The organism is Yoonia maritima (assembly GCF_003003285.1).
Classification (GTDB): Bacteria; Pseudomonadota; Alphaproteobacteria; order Rhodobacterales; family Rhodobacteraceae; genus Yoonia; species Yoonia maritima.
This window is the reverse complement of record NZ_PVTP01000008.1, coordinates 112728-129302: the sequence shown is the minus strand read 5'-3', so window position 1 is coordinate 129302 and position 16575 is coordinate 112728. Positions and strand designations below refer to the sequence as shown.

The 16575-nt window shown below is 54.2% G+C and carries 13 protein-coding genes; 4 read left to right on the top strand and 9 right to left on the bottom strand.

What is annotated here, in order from left to right; genetic code table 11:
• Nucleotides 1–26: 26 nt before the first annotated feature.
• Genes CLV80_RS12525 through CLV80_RS12515 form a run of 3 tightly spaced genes read right to left on the bottom strand, consistent with a single transcriptional unit; the run spans nt 27 to nt 3860 of the window.
• Nucleotides 27–1022 carry a branched-chain amino acid ABC transporter permease gene (locus CLV80_RS12525; RefSeq protein ID WP_106358281.1) on the bottom strand — a complete coding sequence of 332 codons (996 nt, stop codon included), beginning with the start codon at nt 1020–1022 and terminating at the stop codon, nt 27–29.
• 11 nt (nt 1023–1033) lie between these two features.
• Nucleotides 1034–1843 (bottom strand): ABC transporter ATP-binding protein, encoded by an 810-nt coding sequence (locus CLV80_RS12520; protein WP_375342201.1) that lies wholly within the window; start codon nt 1841–1843, stop codon nt 1034–1036.
• A gap of 52 nt (nt 1844–1895) precedes the next feature.
• Nucleotides 1896–3860: an AMP-binding protein gene (locus tag CLV80_RS12515; RefSeq protein ID WP_106358279.1), complete on the bottom strand. Its 1965-nt coding sequence runs from the start codon at nt 3858–3860 to the stop codon at nt 1896–1898.
• 154 nt (nt 3861–4014) lie between these two features.
• Between CLV80_RS12515 and CLV80_RS12510 the strand changes: the two genes are divergently transcribed.
• Together CLV80_RS12510 and CLV80_RS12505 are read left to right on the top strand one after the other, a co-directional pair.
• On the top strand, nt 4015–5931 hold the full coding sequence (locus CLV80_RS12510; RefSeq protein WP_106358278.1) for a hybrid sensor histidine kinase/response regulator: 1917 nt from the start codon (nt 4015–4017) through the stop codon (nt 5929–5931).
• Nucleotides 5928–6635, top strand: coding sequence for a response regulator transcription factor (locus CLV80_RS12505; RefSeq protein WP_106358277.1), 708 nt, complete (start codon nt 5928–5930; stop codon nt 6633–6635). The genes CLV80_RS12510 and CLV80_RS12505 overlap by 4 nt, the downstream gene beginning before the upstream one ends.
• On the opposite strand, the gene CLV80_RS12500 is transcribed toward CLV80_RS12505, so the two are convergent.
• From CLV80_RS12500 to CLV80_RS12475, 6 genes are read right to left on the bottom strand one after another with little or no spacing between them, the layout of a single operon-like run.
• On the bottom strand, nt 6632–7423 hold the full coding sequence (locus tag CLV80_RS12500) for a crotonase/enoyl-CoA hydratase family protein (RefSeq protein ID WP_106358276.1): 792 nt from the start codon (nt 7421–7423) through the stop codon (nt 6632–6634). The two genes, CLV80_RS12505 and CLV80_RS12500, sit on opposite strands and share 4 nt — an antisense overlap.
• Nucleotides 7424–7425: 2 nt before the next feature.
• A complete protein-coding gene (locus tag CLV80_RS12495) occupies nt 7426–8280 on the bottom strand; it encodes a hydroxymethylglutaryl-CoA lyase (RefSeq protein ID WP_106358275.1) in 855 nt (284 codons plus the stop codon).
• On the bottom strand, nt 8273–10273 hold the full coding sequence (locus CLV80_RS12490; RefSeq protein ID WP_106358274.1) for an acetyl/propionyl/methylcrotonyl-CoA carboxylase subunit alpha: 2001 nt from the start codon (nt 10271–10273) through the stop codon (nt 8273–8275). Before CLV80_RS12490 ends, CLV80_RS12495 begins: the two co-directional genes overlap by 8 nt.
• Nucleotides 10274–10283: 10 nt before the next feature.
• Nucleotides 10284–11891: a carboxyl transferase domain-containing protein gene (locus CLV80_RS12485; protein ID WP_106358273.1), complete on the bottom strand. Its 1608-nt coding sequence runs from the start codon at nt 11889–11891 to the stop codon at nt 10284–10286.
• On the bottom strand, nt 11891–13054 hold the full coding sequence (locus CLV80_RS12480) for an acyl-CoA dehydrogenase family protein (RefSeq protein WP_106358272.1): 1164 nt from the start codon (nt 13052–13054) through the stop codon (nt 11891–11893). The genes CLV80_RS12485 and CLV80_RS12480 overlap by 1 nt, the downstream gene beginning before the upstream one ends.
• Before the next feature lie 10 nt (nt 13055–13064).
• Complete coding sequence (locus CLV80_RS12475) at nt 13065–13676, bottom strand: TetR/AcrR family transcriptional regulator (protein WP_106358271.1); 612 nt, start codon at nt 13674–13676, stop codon at nt 13065–13067.
• A gap of 210 nt (nt 13677–13886) precedes the next feature.
• Here CLV80_RS12475 and CLV80_RS12470 point away from each other — a divergent pair, with 210 nt between their 5' ends.
• The gene (locus CLV80_RS12470; RefSeq protein ID WP_106358270.1) at nt 13887–14993 is read left to right on the top strand and encodes an NUDIX domain-containing protein; all 1107 of its coding nucleotides are present in this window, start codon (nt 13887–13889) and stop codon (nt 14991–14993) included.
• Between the two features lie 98 nt (nt 14994–15091).
• Nucleotides 15092–16531, top strand: a complete 1440-nt coding sequence (locus CLV80_RS12465; RefSeq protein WP_106358269.1) for a nicotinate phosphoribosyltransferase — start codon at nt 15092–15094, stop codon at nt 16529–16531.
• Nucleotides 16532–16575 lie beyond the last annotated feature (44 nt).

Below are 16575 nucleotides of genomic sequence, written 5' to 3'. Positions count from 1 at the left end.
AGTGCGCTCCTTGGGTGGGTGTCAGATCATACGCGTTCAATAATTCTCTCCCCGAATAGACCCTGCGGGCGAAAGACGAGAAACAGCAGCGCAAGCACATAAGCGAACCAGTTTTCCGTGGCCCCGCCAACAAGCGACCCAACCGTATATTCAAACAGCTTTTCCCCCATCCCGATGATCAGCCCGCCAACAATCGCGCCAGGGATGGATGTAAACCCACCCAGCATCAGCACGGGCAGCGCCTTCAGTGCGATCATCGAAAGCGAAAACTGCACGCCCGATTTCGCACCCCACATGATCCCCGCGACAAGCGCGACAAAGCCAGCCAGTGACCAAACCAAAATCCAGATGAAGTTCAACGAGATACCAACCGAAAGTGCGGCTTGGTGATCGTCTGCAACGGCGCGCATTGCGCGGCCATGTTTGGTGTATTGGGAAAACGCGATCAGCGACGCGACCAATAGGATAGCAACGATAGTCGCAACCATATCTAACTTGTCGATATAGAACCCGTAAAAGTCATCACCACCCCAACCGACGGTCATGTCCTCTAACCAGCGCGACCCACCTTGGGGCAGACCCAGTGCGAGCGTCTTGATGTCGGACCCCCACATCAAATCGCCAACACCTTCAAGGAAATAGGCAAGCCCAATCGTCGCCATGAACAGGATGATCGGCTCTTGTCCTACCAGATGGCGGAACACGAACCGCTGAACGCCCCATGCAAATCCCACCATGACGACAATTGTCATCAGGATCGCAAGCACTGCAGGCACATGCCAGCCAAAGTGATGGATATTCGTCCCCAAAATCGCGTTGATGATATGGGCAAAGGGCACTTGGCCCTCCATGATCCCGGCAAGGGTCAGCGCGGCAAACAGCGCCATCACGCCTTGGGCATAGTTAAAAATCCCCGAAGCCTTAAAGATGAGCACAAACCCAAGTGCGACAAGCGAATACATCACGCCAGCCATCAGACCGTTGATAAGCACCTCAACAAGGTAAAGAAAGTCAGTCGACATTGCGCAAATCCTTAATCATGGGCCACGCCTAGATAGGCATCAATCACTTCTTGGTTGCCGCGCACTTCGTCGGGGGTGCCATCCCCAATCTTGCGGCCATAATCCATCACAACCACCCGGTCGCTTAGGTCCATCACAACGCCCATGTCGTGTTCGATCAGGGCAATCGTGGTGCCAAATTCGTCGTTCACATCCAGAATAAAGCGGCTCATGTCCTCTTTTTCTTCGACGTTCATGCCGGCCATTGGTTCATCGAGCAGTAGCAATTTGGGGTCCGCGGCAAGCGCACGCGCCAGTTCGACGCGTTTTTTCAAACCGTAGGGCAGACGGCCCACCGGCGTTTTGCGGATCGCTTGGATATCAAGAAAATCAATGACGCGTTCCACATGGGCGCGGTTTTCGATCTCTTCGCGCTCTGCGGCACCTTTCCAGATGGCCTGTTTTATGATGCCCGCCTTCATGTAATTCAGACGACCGGTCATGATGTTGTCCAGAACGGTCATGCCTTCGAACAGCGCGATATTCTGGAAGGTGCGCGCGATGCCTTGGCGGGCAACCTGATAGGGTTTCATCGCCGGACGCAGCGCACCACGGAAATAGACCTCGCCTTCTTGGGGTTTATAGAACCCTGAAATGACATTGAGCATCGACGACTTCCCTGCCCCGTTGGGGCCGATGATCGCGCGAATTTCACCTTCGCGAATGTCGAACGAAATGTTCTTGATTGCCTCGACACCACCAAACCGCAGCGTGATTTCACGCAGGTCCATCAGGACACCGCCAATCGTGCGGCCGTCTTCGGTCACATAAGAGTCTGCCATGGCGTTCATGCGGCCTCCGAACAATTAGAAATTTGAGATGGGATTTGGCGCATCATTCTGCCGCCACTTTTTGTGGGGCCACAGGGGCGACACTGGCATCGCAGGCTTGCAGCGTCGCCTTGATCTTGCCTTTGCGGCCGTCCTCATAGGTCACTTCGGTTTCGGTATAGACCGACGCCGATCCATCATAGAGAGCCGTGACAAGATCATCGTATTTGTCGCCAATGACCGCCCGGCGTACCTTGCGGGTGCGGGTCATTTCACCGTCGTCGGCATCCAATTCTTTGTGCAAAACCATAAAGCGGTGGATTTGACAGCCTGCCAGCATTTCGTCTTTGGCCACCGTTTCGTTCACGGCATTCACATGACCTTTGATAATCTCAAGCACCTTGGGGTGCTGTGAAATTTCTTGGTACGACGAATAGGCGATGTTGTTGCGTTCGGCCCAGTTCCCAACGGCGGTCAGGTCGATATTGATCAACGCGCAGCAGCGATCTTTGCCAGCGCCAAACACCACGGCCTCTAGGATATTGGGGAAAAACTTGAGCTTGTTTTCGACGTATTTGGGTGCAAACAGCGCGCCGTCTTGCATTTTGGAAACGTCTTTAATGCGGTCGATGATGCGCAAGTGACCTGATTTTGGATCAATGAAGCCAGCATCGCCCGTAGCAACCCAGCCTTCTGGGTCTTTCGTCGATGCGGTGCTTTCTGGGTTCTTGTAGTATTCGACAAAGGTACCGGGGGACCGATACAGAACCTCGCCCGCATCGGTGATCTTTAGCTCGACACCCGGACTTGGGACGCCAACGGTGTCCGATCTGACCTGCCCATCTGGCTGCTGCGTAATGAAAACGGTAGCCTCGGTTTGGCCGTACAGTTGTTTAAGGTTGATCCCAAGCGAGCGGTAGAAATCGAATAATTCGGGGCCAATCGCCTCGCCTGCGGTATAGCCCACCCGCACGCGGCTGAACCCCAAACGGTTCTTAAGCGGGCCGTAAACTAGAAAATCACCGACGGCATATTTCAGACGCGCCCATAACCCAACGGGTTCACCGTCTAGAATGCGCGGACCGACCTCTTTCGCCTGCGCCATAAAGTAATGGAACATCTTTTGCTTCAGACGGCTCGCGTCCTCCATCCGGATCATCACTTGGGTCAAGTGGGCCTCAAAGATGGCAGGGGGCGCAAAGAAATAGGTTGGGCCAATCTCGCGCAAATCTGCGTGCATCGTGTCCGCGCTTTCCGGGCAATTGACGCAAAACCCAGCCCAATAGGCGTGACCAATCGAAAAGATGAAATCCCCAACCCAAGCCATCGGAAGATAGGCTAGCGTCTCTTCCTTTTCAGTCAGGTGATCAAACCCGGCTGTATTTTTGGCGGTTTCAATGACGTTACGGTTGGACAGCACAACACCCTTTGGGCGTCCCGTTGTGCCAGATGTATAAAGCATCACGCAGGTATCATCGTAGGTCAGCGCATCGGTCAGCGCCTTCAGCTTTGCCTTATCCCCACTTTCACGGCCCTTGGCCTGAACATCGGCCAATGACGTCATGGCAGCGTGGTCGTATTTCCGCAGCCCCTGCCCGTCGTGATAAATGATATGCGCAAGGCCGGGCAGGTCTTCGCGGACGTCGGCAATTTTATCGACCTGTTCTTGGTCACCAACAATCGCAAACCGCGCGCCGCTGTTGTCCAAGGCATAGGCGATTTCTTCGGCAGCTGCGTCTTGGTACAGCGGTACCGGAATAGCGCCAGTCCTTTGCACGGCAACCATCGACCAATATAGCGCTGGCCGGTTACGCCCAATGATCGCGACACGATCACCTTTAGCCACGCCAAGCAACAAAAGCCCAAGCGCAAGCGCCTCTATTTCCTTAGCAGCTTCGGACCATGTCCAGCTTTGCCAGATGCCAAATTCTTTTTCGCGGTACGCTGGACGTTGGCCGTATAAGGCGACGTTACGTTCCAGCAATTTGGGCACAGAGGTAATATCCCCTGCGTGCGCATCGGCGTTCATTAATGGTCTCCTCCCAGTGAGCGCTGAATCATCAACAGCTCCACAAGAGGTACCGTTGCACATCCCGCGACATAAAAGAATATTTGAAACCTAACGAATTCCAACGAAGGCTGTTGGCGCTTTGCGGGCGCAAAATTGCTGCTAGGATAGCGGCATGAAAAAGACACCAATCGAGCTGTACGAGATGACCCTGTCAGGGCTGAACCTGATCAAACAAGCCATCTCAATTCATGATGCTGACCTCAAGCTCATGGTCGCGAATAGACAATTCCAAAAGATGTTCAATCTGCCCGATCATCTGGTGAAATCAGGGGCCGAATTTCGCGATATCCTGACCTATCTTTCGGAAATGGGGGACTATGGGCAGATCGACGACATCCCGTCATTTGTACAAGAAAAGATCGACCTCGCGCTTGGATTCCAACCCCATTATTTTGAACGTTCACGCGCAAATGGCACGTTGATTTCCGTCGAGGGCAACCCGCTTAGCCAAGGTGGTTGGATATCAGTCTACACCGATATCACAGAGGTAAAGCAGCAAGAGGAATTCATTCGTTCACACGCCGAAAGCCTTTCGGACGAATTGATCAAGCGCTCTGAAACGCTAGCCCAGACCAACCGCCGCATGACCGCGACTGTCACCGCACTTGAGGCGACGAAACAGGAACTGACAGATAGCCGCGAACAGCTAAATCTGATCAGCACAATGACACCCGCACATATCGCGCATGTCGATGCAAAAGGGATCTATACCCATTCCAACGGCAAGCTACACACGATCCTACCTAACGCTGGCGCAAAGATTGTTGGCAGCAAATTTAGCGAAACACTGGGCGAGACCGTCTGGCGACAGGTTGAACCACGTTTCAATAGCGTCTTGCAGGGAAATCCGTCGATCTCGGAACTTTATGACGAGGTATCAGGCCACTATATCCGTTTGGCGATGACGCCAGATTTGGACGATGAAGGTGTGCATGGTTGCTATATTCTGTCGATGGATGTCACCGACGAAGTATCAGCGCGCACCGCATTGGCCCACGCCAGAAGGCGCGAATTGGCGACGCAATTGACCAGCGGCATGGCGCATGATTTCGCGAACCTTTTGACCATCATCATGGGCCAACAAGCCCAGCTAGAGGCCCGCGCGACCCAAGACCCGGACATCGCCCAAATTAGCGCGACAATTAAATCCGCCGCCAAACGCGGTGCCGAACTGATCGAAAGCCTCAGCCTGATTGAAAGCCAACGCAATCTAGACCCAGTGGTCGTCAATATTCCCACCTTTCTGGACAATTTCAGCCAACTTGCCCGCGCCGCTGTGCCCAAGGACATTGAGCTAAGCATCGTGGCCGACCTACCCGACAATCGGCTGATCTTTGACCCCGGTTTTGCGCAGGATGCTTTGCTGAACCTCGTGCTAAACGCTTCCGAAGCAATGAAAGGCGTCGGGCGCGTTGGCATTCAATTGTCACGTTCCCAGCAACATGTCCTAGAAATTCGCGTGGACGACGAAGGGCCGGGATTTAGTGCCGACGGGCTGAACAACGCTCTGGCACCATTCTATTCGACAAAAACCGGAAAGGTCGGCAGCGGCTTGGGCCTATCCGCCGCCTTTGATTTTGCCAAATCCTGTGGGGGTACTTTGCGGTTGAACAATCGGCCCGACAGGGGCGCGTCTGTCAGCTTGCGCATTCCCTATAAGGCTGTGAAAACCCAACAGGCCGGACTAATCTTGCTAGTGGATGACGACGATGACGTACGCGAAACTGTGCGCCAGCATTTACGCCAAGCAGGTCACGCCGTGATCGAGGCAATTTCTGTCACAGAGGCCCAAAAGCTAGTGCATATTGACGGGCTAACCCATGTCGTGACGGACCTTGCGATAGGGCCATCTGAAACCGGGCTGGATGTCGTGAAGATTGTCCCAGATCACGTGCCCGTCTTGATCATCACAGGACTGCCGCGAACCAATGCATTGCGCCAAACGGCTGAACGTGATCACGTTGTGCTTAGCAAACCTTTTCGCTTTGATGCGATGGAAGACGCGCTTTTGAAGGCGGAAATGCGATGAGCGCCAGCAAACAGATCGCCATTATCGAAGACGAACCAGAGGTTCTTGCGCTGCTGTCCACCACGCTAGCGGACGCCGGTTACGACATTCAAACCTATTCGCATGCTGTTGATTTTGAAAAAGCACTTGCTGAATCCCCACCCGATCTTTGCATCGTCGATCTGGGGCTGCCGGACAAAGATGGGCTTGGCGTGGTCAGCAATATTGCCGCGCAAAGTGATGCGGCGATCCTCGTTATTTCCGGGCGCACCGGGCTGAACGACCGGATCACCGGGCTGGAGCTGGGGGCTGATGACTATCTTGCCAAACCGTTTGAACCCAGAGAAGTCGTCGCACGCGTTCGCGCGCTTATCCGGCGCCGCGCCGCAACGACATCACCTGCTGAAACGACCATCTATCGGTTCTCCGGCTGGGAGGTGGATTTTGCCACCTTTTTGCTGACAGATGAAAAAGGCGCAACGCAGCGGTTGTCGGCAAGCGAGGCATCTTTGCTATTGGTGTTCTTGAAAAGCGCGAAGCGTTTGATCACCCGCGAACAACTGCAAGTCGCCCTTGATGACCGAAGCGATAGCATTTCCTTTGACCGAACAATCGACGTGCGCGTGTCCCGGCTACGTTCGAAACTGAACGACAAAACAAGAAACCCCAAGATCATCAAAACGATCTATGGGGCCGGGTATATCTTTATTTCCGACGTGACCTAGCGCGGCATTGCCCAGCTTGGTTTGCGTTTGGCAAAGAACGCCTCGATGCCCTCTTTGGCTTTGGGGTGTTCCCAGACGTCAGCCAGCCGCGCAATGCTATCGTCCACCATCGCGTCTGTGATCTGCGTACCCATCTCGCGGGCTAATTTCTTGGACGCTGCGACAGCGTGTGGGGCGGCGTCTAAGAACGGTAAGACTTCGGCGTCGATGGCCGCATCTAATTCATCTGCGCCACAGCATTTAGACACGATCCCCAGCTTTTCTGCCTCTGCCGCATCGAAAATTCGGGCTGACAGCATGACCTGACGCGCGCGCCCTTCGCCCATGCGGTTGATCACATAGGGGCCAATCGTTGCGGGTATCAGCCCCAGCCTTGTTTCGGTCAGGCCAAATTTTGCGCCCGCCTCGGCGATAACAATGTCGGACACACAGGCGATCCCGACACCACCGCCAAAGGCACCGCCGGTGATCTTTGCGATCAACGGCAACGGCATGTCATTCAGGGCACGCAGCATATCCGCAAGCTTGCGGGCCTCTGTCATACGCGTCGTGCGGTCCGCCGCGATTTGCGCTTTCATCCAGTCCAGATCACCACCCGCACAGAAAACCTTGCCCCGCCCCGACAGAACCACAACACGCATCTCAGGGCGATCCCCGGCAGTTTTGGCGAAATGCGTTAGCTCTGCAATCATCGTCGCGGATAGCGCATTGCGTTTTTCTGCGACATCCAGCGCAAGCGATACAACACCGTTGTGGTCAACACTGATATCAAGCGTTTCATATTCCACGGTTATTTTCCTTTCAGCGATTGCGCAAAAGCAGCCGTTTCTTGAAGCCGCTGCAAATCGATCCCTGTCTCAAATCCCTTGTCATGCAGCAGCTGCACGACCTTTTCAGTTGCAACATTTCCCTTCGCACCGGGCGCATAGGGGCAGCCACCCAACCCACCAGCCGAGGCATCAAAACACCGCAAACCAGCATCAAGGCTGACTTCGATATTGCCAAGTGCGTTCCCCTTGGTGTCGTGGAAATGCCCCGCTAACTGTTGCGCGGGCACTTTGGCCAGAACTGCATCCAACATCTTAGTGACGGTTTCTTGCGTCCCTGCCCCAATCGTATCGCCAAGGCTAACTTCGAAACAGCCAAGGCCAATCAACTGCGCCGCAACATCGGCAACGCGGGCTGGGTCTGTGGGGCCGTCATAGGGGCAATCGGTCACGCAGGACACATAGCCACGCACAGGCATTTCAATGGCCATTGCGGCCGCCAAGACCGGTTCAAAACGGGCGATGCTTTCGGCGACAGAACAGTTGATGTTTTTTTGGCTGAACCCTTCGGAGGCCGACGCGAAAATCGCGACCTCATCCGCGCCTGCGGCAACTGCGGCCTCGAACCCGCGCAAATTTGGGGTGAGAACACAGTAGCTCACACCGGTTTTGCGGGTGATGCCCTGCATGACCTGTGCCGCGTCGCCAAGCTGTGGCACCCATTTAGGGCTGACGAAACTGGTGACCTCGACCTTTGAAAACCCGCAGTTCGACAACCTGTCAACCAACGCAATTTTATCTGCCGTGGCAATCAACCCCGGTTCATTCTGAAGCCCGTCACGGGGACTCATTTCGACGATCCTGACAAAATCATTCATCTTCGGGTTCCATCTGTAGCAACAGATCGCCGTCTACCACTTGCATGCCAGGCTGGACCAACACCTCTGCGACGATCCCGTCGCGTGGGGCGCGTAACGCATGTTCCATCTTCATCGCCTCAAGCACAAACAGGCTGTCGCCTTCGGTCACGGATTGCCCGGGTTTTGCAGACACAATTGTGACCATCCCGGGCATCGGCGCAAAAACATTGTCGCCACCATCAGCGCCCTCGGAATGCCCTGCAAGCGGATCTGGGATTTCAAATGAAAAACTGCGGCCGTCTTGAAAGGCGAAAATCGATCTGCCCTGAACAACCAAATCCAGCGTGCTTTGCACGCCATCCAAATCCAGTGTGTATTGCGTTCCGGCCTTATGAATGATCCCGATAGTACGGGATGTGTCGCCATTACAAACCACGAAACGCCCCTCTGACAGCGGCTCTATTTTGCGCGATATCACCTCTGCATCATGCACGGTCCGGCTCGTATAGGTAGCATTCGACCAATGCCGCCAGTTGGCCAAACTTTGCCACGGATCGCCAGTTTCAGTCGGAACAAGCCCCAACGATAAAACCGATGCCGCAGCGATGATATGATCTGCCGGGGCGGTCGTATCAATCAACCCATCCAAATCACGCGCGATCAGATTGGTATCGACGTTGCCCGCCTGAAATCCGGCGTGTTTTGAAAGCGCAGACAAAAATGCAATGTTCGTCGTCGCGCCACCGACGTGGCATTGGGCCAAGGCCGCAGTTAGCATTTTCAAGGCCGTTCGCCGATCAGGGCCATGTACGATGACCTTGGCAATCATCGGGTCGTAAAACGGGCTGATATCATCGCCAGACCGAATGCCGCTATCAATGCGCACAGATCCTGTCTCAAACGTTGTCCCAGCCGGAAACGCCAGATGGTTGAGCGTACCAATCGCAGGCAAAAACCCCTTGGGGACGTCCTCTGCATAAATGCGAGCCTCGAACGCCCAACCATCGATAGACAGATCATCCTGACAAAATGGCAGGGCATCGCCCGCCGCTACGCGTAATTGCAGCGCAACCAGATCAAGCCCGGTGATCGCTTCGGTAACTGGGTGTTCGACTTGCAGACGGGTGTTCATTTCCATGAACCAAAACCCGCCCTCTTTCAGGCCATCAGACCCGTCAGCAATGAATTCGACAGTGCCCGCCCCGACATAGCCGATGGCCTTGGCGGCCTCGACCGCGGCCTGTCCCATCGCGGCGCGCACGGCTGGCGGCATATCTGGTGCAGGGGCTTCTTCGATGACTTTTTGGTAACGACGCTGCAGCGAACAATCACGTTCAAACAGATGAACAACATTGCCGTGTTGGTCGCCAAAAACCTGAATTTCAACGTGACGCGGTTGCGCGATATATTTCTCGATCAGGCAGATCGGATCGCCAAAGCTGGACTGCCCTTCGCGCTGTGCCGCTTCGAATTCGGTTTCGAAATCCGCTGGTTTTTCAACCAACCGCATGCCTTTGCCGCCACCACCGGCGCGAGCCTTAATCAGGATCGGATAGCCGATTTTATCGGCTTCTGCGGCCAAAAACACAGGATCCTGATTGCTGCCTTGATAGCCGGGGACAACAGGAACCCCTGCTTCAACCATCAGAGATTTAGCGGCATCTTTCAGACCCATCGCATCAATCGCAGATGCCGGCGGCCCGATGAAGGTAAGCCCGGCAGCGCCGACTTTGCGGACAAAATCAGGGTTTTCGGACAAAAACCCATACCCCGGATGAATGGCTTGGGCACCCGTATCAAGCGCAGCTTGAATGATGCGATCCGCCTGAAGATAGCTTTCGGCGACGGGTGACGGGCCAATGTGGACAGCCTCATCCGCTAGCGATACATGCTGCGATTGCGCGTCGGCGTCCGAATAAACAGCGACCGTTCTCACGCCCATTTTGCGGGCAGTCATGATAACGCGACAGGCGATTTCGCCCCTGTTGGCGATCAGAATTTTATCAAACACATCGCTATCCTTACATCCGGAACAGACCAAATGCGGTCTCTTTGATTGGCGCATTCAGCGCCGCGCGCAAACTCAGCGCCAGCACATCCCGGCTTTTGCGCGGATCAATGATGCCGTCGTCCCATAGCCGCGCCGAGGCATAAAGCGGGTGACTTTGCTTGGTAAACATGTCGATTGTGGGCTGTTTGAACGCCGCCTCTTCGTCGGCGGACCATGATCCGCCCTTGCGTTCGATCGCATCGCGTTTGACCGTTGCCAAGACGCCAGCGGCTTGTTCGCCCCCCATCACCCCGATGCGTGAATTGGGCCACGTCCACAAGAACCGAGGATCATAAGCGCGGCCGCACATGCCATAATTGCCCGCCCCAAAGGACCCGCCAACCAGCATCGTAATTTTCGGAACAGAGGTGGTGGCGACGGCGGTCACCAGCTTTGCACCGTTTTTAGCGATGCCTTCGGTTTCGTATTTCTGCCCCACCATAAATCCGGTGACGTTCTGCAAAAACACCAGCGGGGTTTTGCGTTGTGAACATAATTCGACGAAATGCGCGCCCTTTACCGATGCTTCTGACAACAGGACGCCATTATTGGCGATGATCCCAACGGGCATCCCCATGATATGCGCAAATCCACAGACCAAAGTTGTGCCATAGCGGGCTTTAAATTCATCGAACCGCGATCCATCTACCAGACGCGCGATCACCTCGCGAATGTCATAGGGCGTTTTTAAATCGGCCGGAACGACGCCCAAAATCTCTGACGGATCATAGAGCGGGGCTTCGGGGGTGCGCATGTCGAGCTGCGCGACCTTTGGACGGTTCAGGTTGCTCACAACCTCTCGGGCCAAGGCCAAAGCATGATCATCATCATTGGCCAAATAATCAGCAACACCTGAAAGGCGCGTATGAACATCGCCACCGCCCAGATCTTCGGCAGATACGATTTCACCTGTCGCGGCCTTAACCAAGGGCGGGCCAGCCAAAAAGATCGTGCCTTGTTCTTTGACGATGATTGAAATGTCGCTCATCGCGGGAACATAGGCACCGCCTGCGGTGCAGGATCCCATGACAACCGCAATCTGCGGAATACCCTTGGCCGACATCTGCGCCTGATTATAAAAAATCCGGCCAAAGTGGTTCTCATCGGGGAACACTTCATCCTGATTGGGCAGGTTGGCCCCGCCGGAATCTACCAGATAGATACAAGGCAGATTGTTTTGCTCTGCGATCTTTTGCGCGCGCAAATGTTTCTTGACCGAGATCGGGAAATAGGTGCCGCCTTTGACGGTCGCGTCATTGCAAACCACCATGACATCTTGGCCGCAAACCCGGCCAACACCGGCGATCACACCACCCGCAGGGCAGGCAATTTCTGTCAGCTCATAACCGGCAAAAATCCCAATCTCCAAAAACGGGGAACCGGGGTCGAGCAAGCCATTCACACGGTCGCGCGGCAGCAGTTTACCCCGCGACAAATGCCGTTCTTGCGAAGCAGCGCCCCCACCTTGATGGGCGGTTTGTTCGGCTAAACGTACCGCCTCTAACCCGCTTTGATGGGCGGCAACATTGTCTTGAAAGATCGCAGATTGGGGCGAAATATTTGATTTCAGGACAGGCATTAGCGCATCGCCTGCATCATCTCGCGGCCAATCAACATGCGCCGGATTTCAGATGTCCCTGCCCCGATTTCCATCAGCTTGGCATCACGGAAATAGCGGCTGACGGCGCTTTCATTCATAAAGCCCGAACCGCCCATGGCTTGCACCGCTTGGTGCGCCACGACCATCGCTTCCTCGGATGCGTATAGCACACAAGCCGCCGCATCATGGCGCGTGACCTCACCGCGATCACAGGCGCGCGCGACCTCGTAAACATAGGCGCGAGCCGAGTTCATTTTGGTGTACATGTCAGCCATTTTACCCTGCATCAGCTGAAAATTCCCGATGCTTTCGCCAAACTGCTTGCGTTCAACCATGTAGGGCATCACTTCATCCAAACAGGCCGCCATGATCCCGCAGCCAATGCCAGACAGAACGACGCGTTCATAATCCAGTCCGGACATCAGAACGCGAACACCTTTGTTGACCTCGCCCAGCACGTTTTCGAACGGGATATCGACATCTTCAAACACCAATTCAACGGTGTTTGATCCGCGCATACCCAGTTTGTCGAAATGCTTGGACTGCGTGAAGCCCGCCATAGATTTTTCGACAATAAACGCCGTCATGCCTTTTGATCCGGCTTCTGGATCAGTCTTTGCATAGACAACCAATGTATCTGCTTCACCACCGTTGGTGATCCAGAACTTCGTGCCATTCAGACGGTAGTAACCGTTAAATTTCTCAGCGCTTAGCTTCATGCCAACCACGTCAGACCCGGCACCTGATTCAGACATGGCAAGGGCTCCGACCTTTTTCCCGCTTATCAAATCAGGCAGATATTTGGCCTTTTGTTCGGCATTGCCGTTCAGCTTGATTTGGTTGACGCAAAGGTTGGAATGCGCACCATAGCTAAGCGACACCGACGCGCTCGCGCGGGCGATTTCCTCGACCGCAATCGTATGGGCAAGATAGCTCATTCCGGAACCACCGTCTTCTTCGGGGACCGTGATCCCCAGCAACCCAAGCGCGCCCATCTCTTCCCAAAGTTCGGCCGGAAAATCGTTTGTTTTATCAATTTGGGCGGCCATCGGTTTCACCCGGTCCTGCGCCCAACGGTGCACCATGTCGCGCAGAGCATTCACGTCTTCGCCAAGATCAAACTTCATCGTGTGATTAAACATTATTCTCTCCCTAAGAATGCGTATCAGGCAAACGGTGGCCAACAGCCCCAAGCACCATTGATGTGTAGATGTCTTCGATTTTTTGTTGCGACAGGCGCCCGCCGCTGCGGTACCAAGTGTTCACACCCGTCAGCATCGACAAAATCGCCATCGCCGATACATGCGGGTCATCCAGCTGAAACGTCCCATCGCTGACGCCGCGCTCTAGGATAGATTTCAAGATACGCTCGTATTTCCGGCGCTTGCCTTCAATCAGCGCATAGCCCTCCTCCTCAAGCGAACGCAGCTCCATGTAGGATACGAAAACCTCGTCGGGGCGTGTGATGTGGTACTGAATGTGAAAGCGCGCGAACCGCTCTAGCGCCTGCACCGAAGTACAATCGCCCTGCTGGTTTTCAGCCGAAGCCTTTAACAACCCATCCATATGCGTATCTAAAACAGCGACCAAAAGCTGCTGCTTATTGCGGTGATGCTGATAAATCGCGCCGGGCTGCACCCCAACCTTATCCGCGATCTGACGCATGGAAACCGTAGCAAACCCATATTGGGCAAACAACGACAGGCTCTCTCGCAAAATCGCCTCTGCCGTAACACGGCCATCAGCCCCTGTTTTCCGCGCCATTGCTTTCCTCAATTAATTAAACGAACGTTCAATTAATTAATTGGGCAAAGCTTTTTGTGTCAATGGAAATGTTTGACCACTTCTGGCCTATGCATGACATACATAGCGGGTTTTACGGGTTTTTGACTGGTGTTGTGGCTGATCCGCTGTTACGAACTGTTCAACCAAGGAGGTCTTGGTTGAATTAAATCGTTGCGGAGGACGCACGCTATGAAGACGAAACAGACGCTGGCTGTATTTATTGGCCGTTTCCAACCCTTCCACCTTGGACATTTAGACGTTGTAGAACGGGCGCTTGGCGTTGCTGACAGTATTTTACTACTTGTCGGAAGCTCTTATCGGCCGCGCAGTTGGAAAAATCCGTTCACCTATAACGAACGCCGTGACTTTATTGCGGCAGGCACCCGCGGGGTTACCAAACCCGTCGCCACCCTGCCTTTGGTTGATACTTTGTATAATGATCGGGCGTGGATCACGAATGTCCGCACTGCAGTCACAGCACACATGCGCCGCAAAGGGCTTGACCCTGCGACCACCAAAATCGTGCTGACTGGCTTTGAAAAAGATAAGTCATCGCAATATCTCAATTGGTTCCCGACTTGGGACATGCTGGACGCATCACCAAAGATGCATGACGGTGTGGTTTTGAATGCCACTGATCTGCGCGAGAATTTGTTTTTCGGCGAAGACGGTCAGTTTGGTCGCCTCAGCAATCGGTTCGGCGATCAACAGATTGCGCCGGTGGTTGCATGGATGAAAGACAACCCTGACGCCATGACAACCATTCGTGACGAAGGCGCCTTTGTCCGCGACTATAAAGAGCGCACGAAGGCCGCCGAACAGGTGTACGGGTATCCAATCCCTATCAATACCGCAGATGCCGTTGTTGTGCAGTCCGGCCATGTTTTGCTGATCGAACGCAGTATGCAACCGGGCAAGGGGCTTTGGGCGATACCAGGTGGGCACATTGACCCCGGAGAGACAGCGTTGGATGCCGCCATCCGAGAGCTTTACGAAGAAGCCGGTTTAGATATGCCAAAGGGTGCGATGCGTGGTCGATTGCGTGAAAGACGTGTCTTTGATCACCCTGAACGATCCGAAAAAGGCTGGGTTCGCACCGAAGCATTTGTGTTCGAACTGCAAGATCGTGCCAAACTTGAGAAGGTGAAATCAGACAGCGATGCGGCCTCGGCCAAATGGGTTCCGATCACTGAAATCACGCCGGATACGTTATTTGAAGACCACTTTGACATTATCCACGCGTTAGTGCCCGAGGTGCCATTTGCCTACTCGTCTATCTTGATGGCGCAAGGCTAATCATCCGAACTGCCAACAAAGAGTAAATCTTTGAACCCTATCGTTCTGCGGGAGGTCCGCAGAATGCCAATCGTCCAAATCCGAGGAGGAACAGGACAATGACCTACCAAAACTCCGGCGCTGCTGCGCTGTTTGCGAACCCTGTCGCGGCAGATAATCTGATCTACGATACTGACAGTTATAAGCTATCCCACTACAGCCAATACCCAGGAGGCACTGAGTATGTGTCATCTTACATCGAACCGCGCCGTGCGTGGGACCATATAGATGAGGTTGTGTTCTTTGGGCTGCAGATTGAGCTGGCTAAGTTAGCGGGAACTGTCGTAACCCAAGCTATGCTGGACGAAGCCGCGCCATTTTTAAAAGCGCATGGCTTTGATATCTTTGTCACAGGCTGGCAGTACATCATCGACACTTATGAAGGCCGCCTACCCTTACTGATAGAGGCATTGCCGGAGGGCACCGTTGCCCCTGTCGCGGTTCCACAAGTCAGGATCGAGAACACTGATCCAAAATGTTATTGGTTGGTATCTTACCTTGAAACCAGACTGCTACGGGCTGTTTGGTATGCCTCTACCGTATGTAGCCTGTCTTATGCCGTGGTGAAATCCATTCGTGAACGGTTGACAATCACTGATGGGGCCGATGACGGTGCGGAATTTAAGCTGCACGACTTTGGTGCCCGTGGTGCTGTCAGCTTTGATGCGGCCGCTGTCGGGGGTGCTGCGCACCTTGTGAATGCAATGGGGACAGACACCCTTGGCGCACTGGTTTATGCGCGCAATTACTATGACGCTGACATGGCTGGGTTTTCTATTCCTGCTACTGAACACTCTACCATGACTGCTGCGGGCGTCGACGGAGAGCTGGATCAAATGCGTCGGTTTTTGCAGATCAACCCAACTGGTCTGATCGCCTGTGTCAGTGACAGCTATGACCTGATGCGCGCCGTAAAAGACTATTGGGGCGGCGCATTACGGGATGATGTGTTGGCCCGCGATGGTGTGCTTGTTGTGCGTCCAGACAGCGGCGACCCGTTACAAATTGTACCGGATGTGATCGAGGCCTTGATGGCTAAGTTTGGGTACCGCACTACAGAGCAAGGCTATCGTTTGCTGAATGAAAAAGTGCGTGTCATCCAAGGTGACGGAGTCGACAAAGACTCTATCCTGCAGATCATGGATGTTATGATGCAGCGCGGCCTTGCCATCGGGAATATCGCGTTTGGCATGGGCGGCGGGTTGTTACAAAAACTGGACCGAGACAGCTTTGGCTATGCGATGAAGGCATCTGCGATCTATCGCGACGGCGCGTGGCACGAAGTATTCAAAGATCCAAAAACTGCGGGTGGCACTAAAACCTCTCGTAAGGGAAAGCAGGGTGCGATGCGAAGCGACAGCGGAAATTTTGTGGCGCGACCTGCCGCAAACATTCCCAAAGGCGCCGATGCATTAATCCCCGTGTTCCACAATGGTGAGATCGTGAATTTGCAACGGTTTAGCGATATTCGCGCCCGCGCTTGGCCAGCGGTCGTATAATCAATCGGGTCGGCCCTATATTGACCAAAGGGTCGGCCCACACA

Excerpts from the sequence above, each read along its gene's own strand:
- CLV80_RS12515 (WP_106358279.1), bottom strand. The coding sequence starts at position 3,860 with ATGAACGCCGATGCGCACGCAGGGGATATTACCTCTGTGCCCAAATTG.
- CLV80_RS12480 (WP_106358272.1), bottom strand. The coding sequence starts at position 13,054 with ATGTTTAATCACACGATGAAGTTTGATCTTGGCGAAGACGTGAATGCT.
- CLV80_RS12475 (WP_106358271.1), bottom strand. The coding sequence starts at position 13,676 with ATGGCGCGGAAAACAGGGGCTGATGGCCGTGTTACGGCAGAGGCGATT.
- CLV80_RS12470 (WP_106358270.1), top strand. The coding sequence starts at position 13,887 with ATGAAGACGAAACAGACGCTGGCTGTATTTATTGGCCGTTTCCAACCC.
- CLV80_RS12505 (WP_106358277.1), top strand. The coding sequence starts at position 5,928 with ATGAGCGCCAGCAAACAGATCGCCATTATCGAAGACGAACCAGAGGTT.
- CLV80_RS12525 (WP_106358281.1), bottom strand. The coding sequence starts at position 1,022 with ATGTCGACTGACTTTCTTTACCTTGTTGAGGTGCTTATCAACGGTCTG.
- CLV80_RS12485 (WP_106358273.1), bottom strand. The coding sequence starts at position 11,891 with ATGCCTGTCCTGAAATCAAATATTTCGCCCCAATCTGCGATCTTTCAA.
- CLV80_RS12510 (WP_106358278.1), top strand. The coding sequence starts at position 4,015 with ATGAAAAAGACACCAATCGAGCTGTACGAGATGACCCTGTCAGGGCTG.
- CLV80_RS12520 (WP_375342201.1), bottom strand. The coding sequence starts at position 1,843 with ATGGCAGACTCTTATGTGACCGAAGACGGCCGCACGATTGGCGGTGTC.
- CLV80_RS12495 (WP_106358275.1), bottom strand. The coding sequence starts at position 8,280 with ATGAATGATTTTGTCAGGATCGTCGAAATGAGTCCCCGTGACGGGCTT.
- CLV80_RS12465 (WP_106358269.1), top strand. The coding sequence starts at position 15,092 with ATGACCTACCAAAACTCCGGCGCTGCTGCGCTGTTTGCGAACCCTGTC.